This is a genomic window from Halomonas sp. OfavH-34-E (genome assembly GCF_024124525.1).
Lineage (GTDB): Bacteria > Pseudomonadota > Gammaproteobacteria > Pseudomonadales > Halomonadaceae > Halomonas > Halomonas litopenaei.
On sequence record NZ_JAMXRY010000017.1, the window covers coordinates 22,412 to 41,119 of the forward strand.

11 protein-coding genes and 3 tRNA genes are annotated in these 18,708 nt (G+C 65.1%); 13 read left to right on the forward strand and 1 reads right to left on the reverse strand.

The window, feature by feature from the left end:
• Positions 1–327 precede the first annotated feature (327 nt).
• From NH448_RS09360 to NH448_RS09375, 4 genes are all read left to right on the forward strand, one after another.
• Positions 328–2,187 carry a DUF4231 domain-containing protein gene (locus tag NH448_RS09360; RefSeq protein WP_253028687.1) on the forward strand — a complete coding sequence of 620 codons (1,860 nt, stop codon included), beginning with the start codon at positions 328–330 and terminating at the stop codon, positions 2,185–2,187.
• A 201-nt stretch (positions 2,188–2,388) separates the two neighbouring features.
• Positions 2,389–3,216, forward strand: coding sequence for a hypothetical protein (locus NH448_RS09365; protein ID WP_045994185.1), 828 nt, complete (start codon positions 2,389–2,391; stop codon positions 3,214–3,216).
• Positions 3,217–3,267: 51 nt separating this feature from the next.
• Positions 3,268–4,740, forward strand: a complete 1,473-nt coding sequence (locus NH448_RS09370; protein WP_045994186.1) for a type IV secretory system conjugative DNA transfer family protein — start codon at positions 3,268–3,270, stop codon at positions 4,738–4,740.
• A 22-nt stretch (positions 4,741–4,762) separates the two neighbouring features.
• Positions 4,763–10,189: an ankyrin repeat domain-containing protein gene (locus tag NH448_RS09375; RefSeq protein WP_253028688.1), complete on the forward strand. Its 5,427-nt coding sequence runs from the start codon at positions 4,763–4,765 to the stop codon at positions 10,187–10,189.
• A gap of 14 nt (positions 10,190–10,203) precedes the next feature.
• Here the strand turns inward: NH448_RS09375 and NH448_RS09380 are convergent, their stop codons facing one another.
• On the reverse strand, positions 10,204–10,953 hold the full coding sequence (locus NH448_RS09380) for a hypothetical protein (RefSeq protein ID WP_253028689.1): 750 nt from the start codon (positions 10,951–10,953) through the stop codon (positions 10,204–10,206).
• Between the two features lie 537 nt (positions 10,954–11,490).
• On the opposite strand from NH448_RS09380, the gene NH448_RS09385 reads away from it, so the two are divergent.
• From NH448_RS09385 to nadB, 9 genes are all read left to right on the forward strand, one after another.
• Positions 11,491–12,135 (forward strand): response regulator, encoded by a 645-nt coding sequence (locus NH448_RS09385; protein WP_045994188.1) that lies wholly within the window; start codon positions 11,491–11,493, stop codon positions 12,133–12,135.
• Positions 12,136–12,247: 112 nt separating this feature from the next.
• Positions 12,248–14,062, forward strand: coding sequence for an excinuclease ABC subunit UvrC (uvrC, locus tag NH448_RS09390; protein ID WP_253028690.1), 1,815 nt, complete (start codon positions 12,248–12,250; stop codon positions 14,060–14,062).
• A 94-nt stretch (positions 14,063–14,156) separates the two neighbouring features.
• A complete protein-coding gene (gene pgsA / locus NH448_RS09395; protein ID WP_045994190.1) occupies positions 14,157–14,705 on the forward strand; it encodes a CDP-diacylglycerol--glycerol-3-phosphate 3-phosphatidyltransferase in 549 nt (182 codons plus the stop codon).
• 92 nt (positions 14,706–14,797) lie between these two features.
• Positions 14,798–14,872 (forward strand) — tRNA-Gly (locus NH448_RS09400).
• Between the two features lie 25 nt (positions 14,873–14,897).
• Positions 14,898–14,971, forward strand: a tRNA-Cys gene (locus NH448_RS09405).
• Positions 14,972–15,055: 84 nt separating this feature from the next.
• Positions 15,056–15,142: transfer RNA gene (locus NH448_RS09410), tRNA-Leu, on the forward strand.
• 282 nt (positions 15,143–15,424) lie between these two features.
• Entirely contained in the window at positions 15,425–15,643 is a 219-nt protein-coding gene (locus NH448_RS09415; protein ID WP_045994191.1) for a hypothetical protein, read from the forward strand.
• Between the two features lie 356 nt (positions 15,644–15,999).
• Positions 16,000–17,145 carry an FUSC family protein gene (locus tag NH448_RS09420; protein ID WP_253028691.1) on the forward strand — a complete coding sequence of 382 codons (1,146 nt, stop codon included), beginning with the start codon at positions 16,000–16,002 and terminating at the stop codon, positions 17,143–17,145.
• Positions 17,126–18,697, forward strand: coding sequence for an L-aspartate oxidase (gene nadB / locus NH448_RS09425; protein ID WP_253028692.1), 1,572 nt, complete (start codon positions 17,126–17,128; stop codon positions 18,695–18,697). The genes NH448_RS09420 and nadB overlap by 20 nt, the downstream gene beginning before the upstream one ends.
• Positions 18,698–18,708: the final 11 nt, after the last annotated feature.

Sequence of the window (18,708 nt, forward strand, 5' to 3'; positions counted from 1 at the left end):
AATCTAGTTGTCCCCACTGGCCCATGCAAGGAAGTGACGACGAGACTTTGGTCGATGCTCCACCAACGTCGACCATGAAGAGGCACCAGTGCAAGGGAGCTTTGCAGGCGTGTGCGGAAGATCATGGCGCCTACCCACAGGACCTGGGACTTATCCTGCATCGCCCTGACATCACCGGCCTGAGCCTGGTCCCGCAGACGCTCGCCCTGGACGCCAGCAGCCTGCCGTCAGACTCGCTGGCCGGCGAAACGAGGCGACCTCACCTATGCTCCAGTAAGCCACGACGCGATCCCCAGAGGATCCCTTCGACGAGCCCGGAGACACGCCGTGACCGACAATGCCTATCTTGCCCCTCGACTCACCCTGCGCGTGGGCGTGACCGGGCACCGCCCCAAGGACCTGGCGGAGGCCGACCATGATGCGCTGGGCAAGGCGGCTCAGGACATACTCGAACGCCTCGCCACCGAGACGCGCCGGCTGGGAGCACAGGCCGAACCCGGCCTCTATGCCGATGAGCCTGCCTGCATGCGACTGGCCAGCGCCATCGCCGAGGGAGCCGACCGGCTGGTCGCCGAGGCGGCGGCCTCACGTGGCTACGAGATCAACCTGATCCTGCCCTTTCGACGTCGGCAATACGCCGACGACTTCAATGGCGACGCCCTGGCCGACTACTGGCGCTGGTTCGAGCATCCGGCGGTGACCAGCTGTACCGAACTCGACCTCGGCGAGCCCGGCGATCAGCGGGAAGCCGGCTACGAGGCGGCCGGCCATCTGGTGCTGGCGCATTCCGACGTATTACTGGCGGTATGGGACGGCAAGCCCTCCCGAGGGCGTGGAGGTACCGCCGAGATCATCGACGAGGCACGCCTGCGTGGCCTGATCACACTGTGGCTCGACCTGCAGGGCCAGTTGCACCTGTGGGTCCCCCGAGAGCACGTCGTCGAGCCCCTGGAAGACGGCGACTGGAAAGCCCTGACGCCAGGTGACATCAGCCAGCTACTGAACGACCGACTCGAACAGCTGCTGTTGCTGGGCCACGGCCCCGACGACGCCAGCTGCCCGCTCAAGGGCCTTGGCGACTTTGCCCGCCAGACCCTACGGCCGCGCACCCGTCACTGTGTTCATGAGTGGCTGCGTGCCCTGCTGGTACGCGACATACCCTTCGCCGCATCGGTCGACCTGGGGCTTGAACGTGAACGCAGCGGAGCCTGGAAGGAAACACTCAGAGCCGCACACCATCTTGGCGGTGATAGCTACGAGGCGACCCTGGACCAGCGCCTGCGACAACGCTGGATCGCCGCAGACAATCGCGCCATCGACTACGCTCACCGCTTTCGCAGCGCCTACACCACCAACTTCCTGCTGGCAGCGCTCGCCGTGCTGGTGGGTCTGCTGGCGGTGCTGGCGTGGGACAGCAAGGGCGTCAAGGCGCTGCTGGTCAGCATGGAGCTTGCGATCATCGCCAGCATCCTGCTCATCACCTGGCTCGGGCGTCGTGGGCAGTGGCAGAGCCGCTGGCTGGCCTACCGCAGCCTGGCCGAGGCGATCCGCCCGGCACGGCTATCGCTGCTGATCGGTACCTCACCCGTCGGCGCCGCCGAGCCGCCGGTGGACAACGGTCGCTTCGACTGGATTCCCTGGTACGTGCGCTGCTCACTGCGGGAACTCGGCCCACCCGACGCCGTCGTCTCCGGTGATAGCCTCAGGCGGGCCCTGGACGTGGCCCTGCACGAAGAGATCGACGGCCAGATCGGCTATCACCAAAAAACCGCCGAGCGCCTGGAGACTCAGGACGATCGCCTCGAGTACCTGGCGAAGGGGGCGCTCTGGCTGACGCTGGCCAGTGGCGTCCTGTATCTGGTGTGCTATCTGGTCTACCTCAACGGTCCGGCACTTCCGGCGGAGCTCTACAAGCCCGTAGCCACCCTGCTCGGCGGCTTTCTGCCGGTGCTGGGCGCGGCCATCTTCGGCATCCGCGCCACCGGCGATCTACGTGCCGCCGCTCAGCAGTCCCGGCGCATGAGTCAACGCCTGAAGCGCCTGGGCAGCAAGCTGACCTCTCGCCTGAACACACCGGAGCGCCCCGTGGTCCGTCGTCTGCTCGGTCAGCTGCAACTGACCATGGCCGACGACCTCAAGGTCTGGAGCATGATCTACAGCGAGCGGGAGCTGGTGCCCGGATTCTAGGCCCGTCGGAAAAGTACCTGCTGACCTGGCCGCCTTGAACACGGGATTCATGATCGAGAGACACCAGATTTTTGCCGCTCTGATTGGCGCCGAAGCCGTTGCCAAGACGACAGCGGCTATCTAGGGTGAAGACAGCCCCCCGGCCCCTGCTGCACCACCGGGGCTTCTGAAGCGGTAGCCCCAATACAGGCGGAGGCCTGCATGGACCGAGATCGCTGGGAGACATTTCTCGAGAAGCACCTCACGCCTGCAGACCAGGCCTTTCCCAGCGTGCCGCCCGTCCCGGGGGACTGGAAGACGCTGTCCCCCGAGGACAGTCTGCCGCTGTTGCTGGACCTGACCCAGGCCCAGCTCGCCGACGATATCCGGCCCACCTGCGAGTGCTTTACCGCCCTGGCGATCCGCGCCATGCCACTGTTGTGCTATCGCCGCCATCTGCTCTGCGACGTCCTGCTGGAGACCGAAGAAGGCCCCGGCCTGTTCGCCTTCATCTATGGCCAGAGCGGTGTCTGGCCGCTGGACCTGACCAGCAAGGCGCTGTTTCGACTGAACAGTGTCTATGGCGATCCTGCCACTTCCCCAGCCGCGGCGCTGGAATACCTGCACCTGTTCACCGGGTTCATCATCGGAGGTGCCGAGAGCGGCCGTTTTCGTGTGCTGGAATCCGCCGACTATTTTCCCTGGGTCGATGCCGATCCGCCGCCTCAGGCGCTCGATGCGGTCCGTCAGGCGCTGTCCAAGGTAAGCTATCCCCCCCGTGTGGTATGCGCCAACGACGAAGCCGACGCGCCAGCCCCCATGACCTTGCACAGCGGGGATCTGGCTGAACAGCGCTCCCTCAACAGCGACGTCGACAGTCCGGTCGTCGCCTGGCACATCCAGGTACCGGTGGTCTACGGGCGCTCGCTGTGGGACTGCGACTTCACGGTGCTGCGCGACGGCGAGGTCCACATGGAGGAGGACCGCACCCTGCTCGACGATCTGCCGCTGCGACTGGAACGCTTTATCGGCGCGGTGCGCCTGCCCTGAATCAGCTTACCTGCGCTGAGCCCCCTTGCCTGCCCACGAGGACCCCACACCATGACCCTGGTACCGGATGATTCGCCTCTGCCCCCTCGTCGCCTGCCGTCATCGGTGGAGGGGGACGGTCTGCTGGTGGGCTGGTCGCTGGAGCAGGGTCAGCCTCATCAGCCGTTCGGTTTCCGCATCGGTGCGCCAAGCACCAACGCGAACCAGGAGCAGCTCGATCCGATCCTGTTCGAGGGCAGCGGCCATCTGATGACCATTGCCCCCACCGGCTCGGGCAAGGGAACCGGCTGCATCATCCCCACCCTGCTGCGTTATCCGGGGCCGGTGATCGTGGTCGACCCCAAGGGCGAGAATGCGGCGGTGACCGCCCGTCGCCGCCGCCAGATGGGCCACAGGGTCATCGTGCTCGACCCCATGGGCATCACCGACCTGCCGGCAGATCGGCTGGACCCCACCGACATCGTCATCCCCAATTCACGCACCGAGCTCGATGACATCGCCATGCTGTCGGAGCTGATGATGGAGTCACACGGCTTCGACGGCCGTGACCGCTTCTGGCTGCAGCGCGCCCAGCAGGTGCTCAATGGTCTGCTGCTCTACCTGATCCGCAGCCAGCCGGAACAGCGCAAGGGGCTGCTCGGCAAGCTACGCAAGATGGTCAGCCAGGATACCGAAGAGCTGGCCAAGCTGGCCGAGCGCATGCGCCAGATGCAGGATCCGGACCTGGAAGCCACCGCCGCCAGTCTGACTCTGCCGGCCGAGACCACCCTGGCCGGCTACATGGCCTTCGCCCAGAACAGTCTCGGCTTCCTGCGCGGTGAAGCGGTACTGGAGGCTACCCAGGACTCCACCTTTTCGCTGGACGACGTCACCCGCGGGGAACTGTTATCGATCTACCTGGTGATTCCCCCCGAGAAGCTCGAATCCCACGGCCGCCTGCTGAGACTGTGGATCGGCGTACTGATCGCGGCGGTGGTGCGCCGACGCCGGGCGCCAGCGCTGCGTACCCTGTTCCTGCTCGACGAGGCACCCCAGCTCGGTCCTCTGCCGCAGCTGCGACAGGCCATCACCCTGCTGCGCGGCTACGGCCTGCAGACCTGGAGCTTCTGGCAGGACATGAGCCAGTTGCGACAGCTGTATCCCCAGGACTGGCAGACCATGCTCAACAACTGTCGGGTGGTGCAGTCCTTTGGCGTACCCAACATGAACGCGGCGATGGACCTGGCGACCCTGACCGGCTTCCCGCGCCCGGAGGAGCTGCTCGACCTGGATTTCGACGAGATGCTTTTGCTGATCGCCGGCGACGAGGCACGCCTGGCCAGGCGACCGGAATACCGCAGCGACCCGCTGTTTCGTGGCCAGTTCGACCGCAACCCCTTGCACGACAGCAGCCGAGAGATCATGCCCCAGGCGCTGCGTCCGCAACGTCGTCTGCGCAGAGTCAGTCCGGCACGGCCCAAGCCTACGCCACCACCGGTGGTCGATCCTGCCTTCCTGGATCGACTGCTGGCGCAGTGGGCCTGACGCCCGGGACAGGACCCAGCCCATGAGCGACGTCTCCCGCGAGCCCCCGAACGCCACAGCGACCGACCTCCCCCCTCCCGGGACAGCCGGTTCATCCGGTTCATCTGGAAACACCTTTCCGTCGCTGGAACACCCCAGCATCTTTCTTGCGTCACCCGGTGACGTGGCCTACCTGCGCCGCGCCTGCAGGGACGAGATCGAGACGCTGCATCACCAGGCCGCCGACGATCACGGCCTTCGGCTCTACGCCTGGGAGGTCGATACCGCCGAAGACGGTTTCGATGATGCGGTGCCGGCCCAGCAGCAGATTCCCCACCCCTCGGATCCCCTCTGCAGAGGGGTGATCTGCCTTTTCGGTGAAAAGGTCGGTAGCCCTCTGGCAAGCCATCACCCCATCGATGACCTGCGGGTCCTCGATCCCATGAAGCCCAACGACGGCGGCGATACCCCAGGCTTGGTGATTCCCTGGGACAACGCCTGGGCCGACCGTGGTGGATTCGCCCTTACCGGTTCCACCTTTGAACTGCTGGCCACCCTGGCCTACCGCGAGCGACAGCGTCAGGAGGCATCGGCCGGATCTCGCCCACTGCCACTGCTGCTGTGTCTGGTCGGGCCGAGGGACCTGCTGGACACCACCGAGCCACTGAAAGCCGCCTGGGGCAACTATCGTCACTTTCATGAATGCCAGGACAAGTGCGGAACGGATTCGGCCTGCATCACCAGGCGACTGGAAGACCGCACCCAGCAGCTCAAGCAACTGATCAATCTGGTGGCCTTCGTGCAACGTCGCGGCCACGTCATTCGTGTCATCGATTCTCAGGACGCCTTTATCGGTGAATTGCGACGTTTCATGGAGCGGGACCTGAACCTGGCCCTGACGGCGTCGGACAGAGACCCCTTCAAGGGTCTGGAGTCCTACGACGTCGGGGACCACGCGCTTTTCTGCGGGCGATCCGACCAGCGAAGCACCTTGAGAGAGGAACTCAAGCAGCGCTGGAACCAGCAGGACCGGGTCCCCGTGGTCTGGGTCGAGGGCGGAAGCGGCTCGGGCAAGTCGTCGTTCCTGCGTGCCGGCATCATCGGAGCCCTGGTAGCGGACAGCGCCGATCATCGCTGCCTTGACGGCATATTGCGCCCTTCCGACCTGGCCCCGGATAGCCGAGCCACGGACGCAGCAAGCGGCGACAGATGCGTGCTGACGATGCTCTTCGACGCCATCGTGAAACGCCTGGAAGGCGCCGGCTGGTGCGATGAACCAACTGCCAGGCGAGCTCGCCGTCTGCTGGGAAGGACGTCAACGGACCTGCGTATCGAAGCCCTGAACGAGGAGTTGTGTCTACTGCTGGACGCCGCCGCCACGCGCCTGGCTCGACCTCCTCGTCTACTGCTGGGCTTCGACCAGTTCGAGGAGATCGTCGACGCTCTGTATGGCGAACAGCAGGAAGCCGAGTTCTGGGATCCGCTGGTGCAGTGGCTCCACGCGGCCCATTCATGCCGCGCCCTGGCCCCGCGTCTGGGCATCTTTGTCACCCTCCAGGGAAACCGTCAGGAGCTGGTGGAGCGCGACAGTCTGCTCAACGAACTCCATGCCACTGGCCAGGTAACGAGGATGTCGTTTCCTCCTGACAACAGTCTCGACGAAATTATTCGCAAGCCCTTTCGGCTGACCGGACGCCTGGCCATCAGCGACGCACTGGTGGCCCGGCTCAAGGACAATATCCAGCGGATTCGCGGCCATCATGGTCGAGGCGACGCCCAGGACAGCCTGCTGCCGCTGTTGTCACTGGCGCTGCGCAATCTCTACGAGCACGGCCTGCGGCTCGCCGAAGAAGCCACCATCGCTGACTCGGCGTCCCTGGGTGACGCTATCACCACGAGCTTTGGCCGCAGTGGGGACCGCCAGGCCGACGACGACACCCAAGAGCTCGGCACCAGCGCCAGAGCAGGTTTCACCGAGAGCGCGTCTGGCTCCGAGGCCTTCCAGACCACCGGTCACCTTCGTACCCCCGACGGGGGCGACCGCCAGCGGGAGCCCCCCCTGTGGGTACTGGACACCGCCAACGCCGAGGGCCACGACAGTATCGAAGGCGCCATCACCCAACTCGCCAATGAGGCCTTCGAGCAGGCCAAGGCGGCGTCCGGCGCACTGTGGTCGGATAGCGTCGTCGGTGACCTGCTGCGTCGCCTGGTGGATTGGCGCCAGGTCGGCGAAAAGCATTTTACGCTACCCGCCACGGTCTTCCCCGCGGCGGATGCCACAGACGCCTTTCAATTGGCCCGGGCGTTGCGCGAGCGGCGCCTGCTGATCGATGAACGCCACGGGCGTGTCCGCCTGGTCCACGAAGCGGTACTCCACCACTGGCCCCAGGCCAGCGAGTGGCTGGAACGGGAGCGCCCGGTACGCGAATGCGTCCGCCAACTGGTGGGGGAAGCCGAGCACTGTCTTGCCAGCCCGCCGGACGCCGCGCGCTGGAACGCCTATCGCCTGCTCTACCTGGATCGCGCGGCCCGGGTGCTGGCGATCTGGCATGATGTGCTCGGCGAAGGCCCGCCAACGACCAAGGAGCTTGCCCGCCTGCGGGAGTTCTGCCTTACCCTGCTGCTGCTGGAAGCCGATCCTGCAGCGGTGGTCACCCAGAGCCCTCGCAAGCCGACACACCTGATCCTGGCCACCTTCTACCAGCGCGCCGATATCATCGCGGCAATGGTGGCCAGAAGGCCCGAGGCGGTCGATCTACCGCGCAAGGATGGCCGCACCGCGACCTTCTGGGCGGTCTGGAAAAACCGCCTCGACCTGTTGCAACCGCTGCTGGCGGCCGGTGCCGATCCTGACCACGTCGATGAGGACCACTGGCGCCCCGTACACCTGGCGGCACAGGCAGGAGCCGTCGACTGCCTGCAGCGTCTGGTGGAAGCAGGGGCCAGCCTGGACGCACAGCAAGCGCCCCACGGCCAGACACCGATGCACCTGGCCGCGCTCGCCGGCCAGCACAGGGTGCTCGACTACCTGATACAGCAACGCGGCCAGAGCCCCGACCTCACCAACGCCAACCGTCAGACCCCGCTGGAACAGGCGATCGCCAACGATCGAGCCGACACCATCAGCCACCTGATTGCCCTCGGGGCTGACCCGGCAGCCCCCCATCAGACGCACTGGAGCTATCTGCACTTCGCCGCCCGCGGCAATCATGTGAAGGCCGCCGAGGCGCTGGTGGCCCAAGGACTCGAGATCGACGCCAGGTTGGCCAACGACGCCACGCCGTTGCACCTGGCCGCCTACAATGATCATCCGGAAATAGCCCGCTGGCTGATTGAACGCGGCGCCGACCTCGGTGCCCTCGCGCTCGCCGCGGACTGGGGCAAGGAAAGCAGCGCCCGGGAACGGCAGGATGCCTGGCGCAAGGAAGGCGCAAAGGGAGTCCCGTCAGGCAAGCTCGGCGACTTCGAACACACCCCCTTGCACATCGCCGCCGCCCGCGGAGCCACCAGGGTGGCCGAGCTGTTGCTCGAGCACGGGGCCGATCCCGCCGCGGCGATCGGCGACGGCCGCACAGCGCTGCACCTGGCCGCCGAGCACGGCCACCCGGATACCCTGGCCCTGCTCTGCCATACAACTGCCACACTCGACGCCAGAGACCATCGAGAAGACACCAAGGCAGAGCAACCGATCCATCAGACCGCGCTGCAGGCATCGGTGACCGGTGGTCATGTCGCCTGTGCCGAGGTACTGCTACGCGCCGGCAGCGACCCGAACACCCAATTGCACTGGCCTGGTCGCAGCCCCTTTGCCGGCTGGAACCTGGTGCACCTGTGCGCCGATCAGGGACATGCCGAGCCAATCAGGCTGCTGGCTCGCCACGGGGCCGACATGCAGGCCACCACCCCGGATGGCCGCACGGCGCTTCACCTGGCCGCCCTGGCCAATCGAGCCGAGGTCGTCACGGCATTGCTGGATCTCGGCGGCGTATCGGTGGATGTCCTCGACAAGCACGCCATGAGCGCCCTGCAGCTCGCCTGCCTCAAGGGCGCGAGCGAGGCGGCCAAGGTCCTGCTCATCGGGCAGGGGGTCATCGAGCAGGCGGACATCGAGCAGGCAACCGAGCCAGGCGTTGCCACAAGAGGAAGCGCCAAGGCGCCCCTAGCCCCCACTCTGCTCCACCTGGCCTGTGTCGGCGGAGCGCTGGACCTAGTCGAGACGCTTATCATGGCGGGGGCAGACTGTGACGCCAGCGACGCCGAGGGCTGGCACCCTCTGCACCTGGCCGTACAGTTCAATCACCAAACCCTGGTCGAACGGCTTGTAGCCGCCGGCGCAGAGGTCGATGCCTGCGCAGAACAGCCAGGCGTCACCGCCTTGCAACTGGCCGCCGAAGGCGGTTACAAGGACATCGCTATCGTGCTGGCAGACGCCGGAGCCGATATTGACATGGCCACTCGTGACCGCGATGCACCGGTGCTGATCGCGCTGTCACTAGGCCAGTTTCCACTGGCGCTGGCCTTGATTCAGCGAAACGCCGATGCGGCCATGCGAACTCGCGACGGACGCAGCGTCGCCCAGGTATACGCTGAACGTCTGACCCGGACATGCACTCGCGACGACGCTGGACGCGCCCTCGAGGACGGCCCGGTGGCCGACCCCAGGATACTTGCCTGGCTCGAAGGCGCGGGTCAGTCCACCGCGGTTATCGAGAAAGCGGTGGCGGCCTTGCGCGCCCCTGCGGCGGATGGGGACCAGGAACAGTGCGCAGGCACCTCGCCCAACGACATGGGCCCCGATCCAGCGATTGCCCGCGGCGCTCTCGCCCCGACCCTGGAAGGCAACCCCTGGCAGTACCCCTGGCGGCGCTGCAGGCCGGCATTTGTCGAGTCCCACTGGCCCTGCGGCAGCCGTATTGATGGAAAGCATCTCGCCGACAACAGACTGGTGGCCGACGCCTGCCGACTGCCCTGGTACCCCGACGCCACCCTGATACGCCTGCAACATCCCGACTGGATGCAGGGCCTGGCGCTGTACTTCGTCGAGGAAGGCACTGCTGGAGACCACGTGCCGCGCCCGCTGACCCGGCTGACCGGTACTGCACCGCCGATCCACGAGTTGAACGCTCGCCAGCCGATCCAGCTTTGCGCTGCCAATGCGCTCGGCTACCTGCGCTTCTTCTGCTTCTTCGTCAGGGGGCCGGACGGTCCCTTCTATATTGTCGATTCGCTCGAGGATCCGCTGCTCCCGGTCCATCCCGATATTCAGGCCATCGTCGCCGGAAGCTGTCACGCGCCGCGCCAGGACCCGGCCGATGACGAAGACGTCTATCGCTACCTGGCGACGCTCTACTATGCCGACGCCTTTTTTCTCGCCCGCTTCATGCTGAGCGCCAGCGGCAACATCGAGATGCTCGATGACGAACCCATCGCTGCCGGATTGCCCGAGCGCATCCACGCGCCGCTGGACTGACCAAGCTACGGACGTCAGGACGACGGAACCGAAGAGGCGGTGGCATCTGAACCGCCCCCGGCCATCAGCCGCGATTCGCTCATCGCCAGCGCTTCGGCGATTCGCTCGCCCCCTAGCGGGCCCTTCCTCGAGCGCCAGTACGCCAGAATCTGCGGGAACTGATTGAAGCAAAGCCCCTGTTGACTGACGACCCGCCGATCCAGCGGAAAAAGGCGCAAGCCTTGCTGCATCAGGCCGTCCGCTCGCCCCTCTCCCCTCGCTCTCAGCAACTCGACCAGGGTCAGTGGATCGTCGCTACCGAAGCGTTCTCTGGCGGCGGCTCGCGCCTCCATCACACGCTCCAGCAGGACGCGTGCTCGCAGTTGCAGCCGCCTGTCGAGGCGCGCAGCAAAAATGACGGGGGCCAGCCGATTGAGGTCCGCCTGGGTCACGCCGGGCAGCCACACCAGTACACAGGAACGCATGGAAGGCACCAGATCCAGGCGATTCACCTGATCACAGAACAGACAGGCCGTCACGATATCATCGACATTGCGACTGTCAGTCCCCAGGGTCACCGCCTGCTGATACTTGGCGCTGCGAAAGCCACAAAAGCGACAACGGTAGTCGTCCCTGGCCCAGACCGCTTCGCGCGCGCCTGGCGGGGTGCAAGGTATCCCCGTGCAACGATAGCCAAGGACGTCATAGGCGCTGGTGGGACGCGCCAGGCGAAAACGCAACTTGTCGGCGAGCAGGGAGTCTTGTTCAGACAGGGGACAGGACATGGCGCAACCTTGGCCAGACTGGCCATCCAGAGGACTCGATCGGGACACGGGGCCGCACTACGCAGCCAGTGCGCACCAGATCAAGGCGTGTCGTGGACGCAATCGTGCTTTCATTGACGCCGGTCAAGTTCAGCATAGCCTGCCGGCGCGTCCGCATGACGGTTTCGCCCGTCCATCGCCATGGTCTCGCCTTGGCGGCGCCCGGTTCACGCCTACGACACTGCACACCCGCCCTGCGGCTGGTAACATGAAATGACGCGACAGGCGGCATCACATCAAGCCAACCTAGACGTTGGGGCTCATGCAGCAGTCCCGGGCGACAAGCGCCCGATACCGCGGCGCGCCGCTATCAGAGATATAGCACACTATCAATGCAGCTATGCTGAAAACGCCGTCGCCCCCCGGAGACCCAATTCCCCTTAGGATCAATTTGTGACAGTCTACTGCGAATCATCATGAGAAGACCCCGCAATGAGCATTGGCTCGCCTCGGTCAAATCCATGATCCCAGTTTTCACCTTTTCCAGGAGTATCGGCATTGATCAGGGTTCTTGTCGCTGACGATCATCACCTGGTACGCACCAGCATCGTTCATCTGCTCAATGCAGAGAAGGACATCAATGTCGTCGGGGAAGCCGCGGACGGAGAAGAGGCCATTGCTCAGACTCGCCGCCTCAATCCCGACGTGGTGGTGATGGACATTCGCATGCCGGGCATCGGCGGGCTCGAGGCCACTCGCAAGATCCGCCGACTGACCTCGGACATCCGTATTCTTGTGCTGACGGCCTTTATCGAGGAAGCCTTTGCCCAGCGGCTGCTGGAGGCCGGTGCCCACGGCTTCATCAGCAAGGGTTCCCAGCACGACGAGATGGTCAAGGCCATCCGCGCGGTGTTCGCCGGACAGCGCTTCGTCAGCCCGGAGATCGCTCAACGGCTGGTACTGTCGCGCATCGACCACGAGGAAAATCCGTTCGATCAGTTGTCCCAGCGCGAGCTTCAGGTCGCGATGATGATCGTCAACGCCCAACGCGTCGCCGACATCGCCGATCGCATGTTCCTGAGCCCGAAGACGGTCAACACCTACCGCTATCGCATCTTCGAAAAGCTCGGCGTCAATTCCGATGTCGCCCTGACCCACCTGGGGCTGCGGCATGGGCTTGTCGAAGGCTTCAAGGAAGACTAGAAGCCAGCCTGAGGCTCTTACCCAATGTGCCGTCGGGGACGATACGTCCCCCGCCAGGCTCTGGTAGCATGAGCTCCCTGACGTGATGTGACAGGGTGAGCCTTACCAGACCATGACCTTCGATGCCCGACGCTTTCTCGAGACCGTCAGCGAATCACCCGGTATCTACCGGATGTTCGATGACCAGTCCAATACCCTCTATATCGGCAAGGCTCGTCGCCTGAAGGCTCGCCTGGCGAGCTATTTCCGCGGCGCACTCAATACCAAGACTCAGGCGCTGGTCGCTCGCATCCACGACATCCAGGTCACGGTGACCAACAGCGAGACCGAGGCGCTGCTGCTCGAACAGACCCTGATAAAGCAGCTCAGACCGCCCTACAACATCCTGTTGCGTGACGACAAGTCCTACCCCTTCGTGTTTGTCACCGACCGTCATCCCTTCCCGGCTCTGGAACACAAGCGCGCACGGACCCGCCACGATGACGGCCGCTATTTCGGGCCCTATCCCTCCAGCGGCGCCGTGCGCGAAACGCTATCACTGATGCAGAAGGTGTTCCGTATCCGCAACTGCGAGGACGGCGTCTTCGCACACCGCACCCGGCCCTGCCTGCAGTATCAGATTCAGCGCTGCAGCGCCCCCTGCGTGGGCTACATCAGCGAAGAAGACTACCGCCGCGATATCGAACACGCCATCCAGTGCCTGGAAGGACGCAGCGAATCGGTCAGCCAGGAGCTGACCCGCGACATGGAGGCCGCAAGCCAGGCCCTCGACTTCGAGGAAGCGGCACGTCTGCGCGACCAGTTGCAGGATCTGCGCCGTCTGCAGCAGCGCCAGGTGGTGGATACCGGCAGCGGAGACGCCGACGCCTTTGCCCTGGCCTCCCAGCCGGGTGCCCTGTGCATCTCGGTGCTGTCGATTCGTCAGGGGCGTCTGCTGGGGGCGCGGCACTACAGCCCCGCCAACAGCCTCGATCTCGGGGAGCCGGAACTGCTGGGTGACTTCGTCAGCCAGTACTACCTCGGACAGGCCCGGGAGATCCCCACTGAAGTGCTGACCAGCCACGCCGTACCCGACGCCGAACTGATCGCCCGGGCGCTGAGCGAGCATGCCGGACGCCGGGTACGCATGACCGACAAGGTCCGCGGTCACCGCGCCCAGTGGCGTGAACTCGCCCGCACCAACGCCGAGCAGCAACTGGCCGGCCAACTGGCCAACCAGACCCAGCTCGCCAAACGTTTCGAAGATCTTCGCCAGGCACTCGAGCTCGACGAGACGCCGCAACGGCTCGAATGCTTCGATATCAGTCACAGCCACGGCGAGACCACGGTGGCATCCTGCGTCGTGTTCGACCAGGACGGCCCGCGCAAGAGCGACTATCGGCGTTTCAACATCAAGGGAGTCGCCGCCGGCGATGACTACGCAGCGATGCAGCAGGCGCTGACTCGTCGCTTCAAGCGCTTCAACGAAGGGGAAGGCGTGTTACCCGACATCCTGGTCGTGGACGGCGGCAAGGGCCAGTTGAACATGGCGCGGGAGGTGCTCGCCGAGCTCGCCATCAACGGCGTGATCCTGCTCGGGGTGGCCAAGGGCACCACCCGCAAGGCTGGCCTAGAGACCCTCTTTGTCGAGACCGTGGATCGCTCTCTGGCGCTGCCACCGACCTCGCCGGGTCTTCACCTTATCCAGCACATCCGCGACGAATCGCACCGATTCGCTATCGCTGGCCACCGTGCCAAGCGAGACAAGGCCAGGCGCACCTCGACGCTTCAGGATATCCCCGGCGTCGGCCCCAAACGCCGACGTGAACTGCTGCGCTTCTTCGGCGGACTCCAGGGCATCAAGCAGGCCACCCGCGATGAACTGGCTCGGGTTCCCGGCATCAGCGCCACCATGGCAGACACAATTCATCGTGCCCTGCATGGATGAGTTGAGGTATCACGGATAGAATGAACCACTTTGACGGGCGCCAACGTCGTCCGTCGCTTCTTGTCGCCCCCCTCCAGCAAGGACAGCGGTATCGATGAACATTCCCAACATTCTGACCCTGGCACGCATCGTCTTCATCCCCCTGCTGGTGGTGCTGTTCTACCTGCCCTTCGAATACAGCATGCTGACCGCCGCCGCCCTGTTCGGCCTGGCCTCCATCACCGACTGGCTGGATGGCTATCTGGCGCGCAGGTGGGACCAGTCGACGCCATTTGGCGCCTTCCTCGACCCGGTGGCGGACAAGCTGATGGTGGCAGTGGCGCTGGCACTGCTGATCGAGCGCTACGACGCCGCCTGGCTGACGTTGCCGGCGCTGGTGATCATCGGCCGCGAGATCGTCATCTCGGCACTGCGCGAGTGGATGGCGGAGATGGGCAAGCGCGGTTCGGTCGCGGTGTCCTGGATCGGCAAGGTAAAGACCACCCTGCAGATGGTCGCCCTGCTGCTGCTGCTGGCCTTCCCTCCCGGCCACCTGATCGCCGAACTGGGCGTTGTCACCCTGTACGCCGCCGCCATACTGACGCTGTGGTCGATGATCCAGTACCTGCGGGCCGCCTGGCCGCACCTGAGCCGCTCGCTGTAGGCAGTGCTCTGGCGATCCGGGGCCTATTCGAAAATTCAGGGAAAAGCGTTTGACAGTCACCGACTTATCCGTATAATACGTCCTCGAGTCAGGCGGGAATAGCTCAGTGGTAGAGCACAACCTTGCCAAGGTTGGGGTCGCGAGTTCGAATCTCGTTTCCCGCTCCATCATCAGACGATGGATGACTCATGAGGCTGGATGGCAGAGTGGTTATGCAGCGGACTGCAACTCCGTGTACGCCGGTTCGATTCCGACTCCAGCCTCCATTTTTCCTTTCAGGTGTGCCCCGCTTCCCAGAAGCCGTGTCCGATCCCTTCGGACCCTATCGCCTTACCTCTGGCGACGTTCCTGCCCGGATGGCGAAATTGGTAGACGCAAGGGACTTAAAATCCCTCGGTGGCAACACCGTGCCGGTTCGAGCCCGGCTCCGGGCACCAACCCTATCGATGTCTTACGTGACCCACTCCCCCGACGACCTGCCTTGTGGTGGTGTTCTGGTCGCGTTCTGGTCGCCCTCTTGTCGCTTTCGCATCGCCTTCTCATCGTTCCCCACATCCTTGCTCATCGCTTGCGCCGAAATATCAATAATGGCGAATAAAGAAATACCTCCTATAGTGAATTGTGCCGGTTCAGTTCACGGACGGCAGAGCGCCATATCGCCTCGATGGAGTGAGCGCGGGCCTTCACAGGGTTCAGGGACGACTTCCAGGAGATGCCACATGAAACGCACGCTAGTCGGATCGACCATGATCGCCGCATTTGTGATGGCGGGCAGCACCTTCGCCATGGATTCGGAAGCCCTGCAGGAGCACATGCAGGAAATCGAGGAAAAAGCTCAGCAGAACAGCGAAGAGGACCGGGTGGAAGCCCTCGAGCAACAGGTCGAGGACCTCAAGGAGCTCATTCACAAGATGATGGAAGAGGACGCTGCCGCCTGAGCCTTTGGCGCTGAGTCCTGCCAAGTCATGACGTGCGGCCATAACGTGCGACCATGACCCACCACGATGACTCACCATGATGAAAGGGGCCCCAGGGACGGGGCCCCTTTCCGTTGTCAGCCACCTGGACACCGCCCCTCGAGACATCATTTGGCTCGGGACGGCACGCGAGCCTGCGTGGTAAACTTCACCCCCATTTTCATCAGCACTGCACGGTCTTTAGCATCTTGAGCGACAATGCTTCTCTACCCCGAGATCCCCTGCCAGACGATCTCGGACAGCGTATGACGGCGCCTCCCACCGCCCACCCTCAACCGGCTCGAGAGCCGGCCCCAGGCCGACAGAGAGGCTGAACCATGCTGCTCGGACGCCTGCGCGACCCTTTCATCAATCACCGCCATCGCCGCCTCTTCCACGTACTCCGGGTCAGTCTGGCACTGATCGTGACCTTTGCCATCGTCCAGACGTTCCCCTTCCAGCACAGTGGCTGGGCGCTGGTGAGCACGGTCATGGTGATGGGCAACCTTCCCCATATCGGGGGCGTACTGGACAAGGGGCGCCAGCGCCTGGCCGGCACCCTGATCGGCGCAGCCCTCGGCCTGGCGCTGATCATCCTCCCGCTGCCAGGCTGGGGCGTACAACTCGGCGCGCTGATCGGCATCGCCATCGCCACCTGGGTGGTCTTCGGCGGTCGCCAGGCCTACAGCGGACTGATGTTCGCCATCAGCCTGCTGCTGGTGATCGGCGACGGCTCGCAACAGCTCAGCGTGGCACTCTGGCGAAGCGCCGACGTACTGCTCGGCACCCTGGTCGGCATCGGCGCCACCCTGGTCTTCCTGCCACACAAGGCCACCGACATGCTGCGCTTCCTGCTGGCCGACTGTCTGGATCGCATGGCGCGGTTGTATCACACCCACACCAGTGCCACATCGGCACCGGGCATCGATACCCAGGCACTGTTCAAGGCCGCCAGCCAAATGCTGGTCAAGCAGCGCGGACTGACCGACGCGGTCCACCGCGAAGGACGCCTGACCCGCGGCGAGGTCGACGAGCTGATCTCCTACCAGCGACGCATGCTGTCCACCCTGGAGCTATTGCTCGAGACCCACTGGACCACGCGCGCCGGTCACGAACAGATCGATGCCATGGCAGGGCTGCGCGATCAGCAGCACGCCCTGGCGCGGGATCTCGGCACCCTCGCCTTCGAGGTGCGCACCGGACGCCCGGTCACGCTCGAGGTCACGCCCTTCGCGCTGGACGATTTCGCCGACCTCGCCTCCACGGCACGCGCCGAGGATGGCAGAATGCTGTTCAGCCCCAGCGGCTATCTCTGGCTGACCCGGGAGCTGGCCCGCCTGACCGAAGCGACCGCCCGCCGCCTGGGCGGACTCGAGCGGCTACCCAGCAGGCGCCTGCGCCGCCGCGCCCCCCGACACGGGCTCCACCGAGCCCCCTCTTTCGACCGCAAGGAAGGAACCACGCATGGCAAACGCCCCTCTTGACGTCCTCATCATCGGTGGCGGCGTCGCCGGTCTGGCGATGGCCCTGGAGATCGCCGATCGCCGGCCGGTCACCCTGCTGCGCCCCGGTGTCGAGGCGCAAGGTGCCAGTCGCTGGGCCCAGGGTGGTATTGCCGCGGTGCTGTCGCCTCAGGACGACATCGAGGCCCACATCCAGGATACCCTGATTGCCGGGGACGGGCTGTGCGATGAAGCGGCGGTGCGCTTCACCGTGGAAAACGGCCCCGACGCCATCGCCTGGCTGTTGAGTCTTGGCGTGCCCTTCACACCGGATCCCGAGGCGGCCAGTGGCTACCCCTACCACCTCACGCGGGAGGGCGGCCACAACGCTCGCCGAATCATCCACGCCGACGACGCCACCGGCCGGGCCGTGACCGACACCCTGCTGGCCCGAGTGCGCGCCCATCCGCAGATCGCGCTGCGCGACGACCTGATCGCGGTCGAACTGCTCACCGATGACCTGGGTGCCTGCTGCGGTGCTCGTTGCCTGGACGCCCACCAGCGTCCTCACGACCTTGTCGCCCAGGACACCGTCCTGGCTACCGGCGGCGCCAGCGGGCTCTACCTGCATACCACCAGCCCCGCCCCGGCCAGTGGCGAGGGCATGGTCATGGCCTGGGAGATCGGCGCCGAACTGATGAACCTGGAGTTCCAGCAGTTCCACCCCACCTGCCTGTTCGATCCACAGGGACCGCCCTTTCTGGTCAGCGAGGCGGTAAGAGGCGAAGGCGGCCTGCTGCTGAACGTGCGTGGCGAGCGGTTCATGCCCGCCATCGATGAGCGCGCCGAACTGGCCCCGCGAGACGTGGTCGCCCGCGCCATCGACGCCGAGATGCAGCGCACCTCGAGCGACCATGTGCTGCTGGACATCCGCCACCTCGGCGACGCCGCCATACGTCACCACTTCCCCACCATCCACGCCCACTGCCTCGCGCGCGGCCTGGATATCACCACCCAGGCCATCCCGGTGGTGCCGGCGGCCCACTATAGCTGCGGCGGCGTCGCCACCGACCATCGGGGAGCCACGCGCGTGGCGGGGCTCTACGCCATCGGCGAAGTCGCCTGCACCGGACTGCACGGAGCCAATCGCATGGCCAGCAACTCCTTGCTCGAGTGCCTGGTCTACGCCAGATCCGCCGCTCGCCACCTGAGTGAGCCGGCGCCGGGACGCACCTTGACACCACGGCCGAGCGCAACAACCGGAGATCGACAGGTTTCCAGCGAGAGACTCGCCTCGTTGCGCCAGCGCGTCCGCCAGATCATGAGCGCGAGGGTCGCCATCGTGCGCCAGGACGAAGGGCTGGCCGAGGCACGCACGACCCTCGAGCAACTGGAATCGGAGTTTCATGACCTGACTCGGAGCGGCGCCGCGAGTGTCGAGCTGCACGCCTGTCGCCAGGCGCTCACTCTGGCCAGTCTGACGGTCGCCAGCGCCTGCACAAGGCGAGAATCCCGGGGGCTGCACTACAATCCGGACTGCGCCCGCCACGCGGACCCGACACCGCAACCGTCACGCCAGATCAAACCCGCCTGAGGCAAGGTCGC

What these genes read in the sequence shown, in the direction of transcription:
- pgsA (WP_045994190.1), top strand. Translation starts at nt 14,157, where the DNA reads ATGAACATTCCCAACATTCTGACCCTGGCACGCATCGTCTTCATCCCC.
- nadB (WP_253028692.1), top strand. Translation starts at nt 17,126, where the DNA reads ATGGCAAACGCCCCTCTTGACGTCCTCATCATCGGTGGCGGCGTCGCC.
- NH448_RS09375 (WP_253028688.1), top strand. Translation starts at nt 4,763, where the DNA reads ATGAGCGACGTCTCCCGCGAGCCCCCGAACGCCACAGCGACCGACCTC.
- NH448_RS09420 (WP_253028691.1), top strand. Translation starts at nt 16,000, where the DNA reads ATGCTGCTCGGACGCCTGCGCGACCCTTTCATCAATCACCGCCATCGC.
- uvrC (WP_253028690.1), top strand. Translation starts at nt 12,248, where the DNA reads ATGACCTTCGATGCCCGACGCTTTCTCGAGACCGTCAGCGAATCACCC.
- NH448_RS09365 (WP_045994185.1), top strand. Translation starts at nt 2,389, where the DNA reads ATGGACCGAGATCGCTGGGAGACATTTCTCGAGAAGCACCTCACGCCT.
- NH448_RS09370 (WP_045994186.1), top strand. Translation starts at nt 3,268, where the DNA reads ATGACCCTGGTACCGGATGATTCGCCTCTGCCCCCTCGTCGCCTGCCG.
- NH448_RS09380 (WP_253028689.1), bottom strand. Translation starts at nt 10,953, where the DNA reads ATGTCCTGTCCCCTGTCTGAACAAGACTCCCTGCTCGCCGACAAGTTG.
- NH448_RS09415 (WP_045994191.1), top strand. Translation starts at nt 15,425, where the DNA reads ATGAAACGCACGCTAGTCGGATCGACCATGATCGCCGCATTTGTGATG.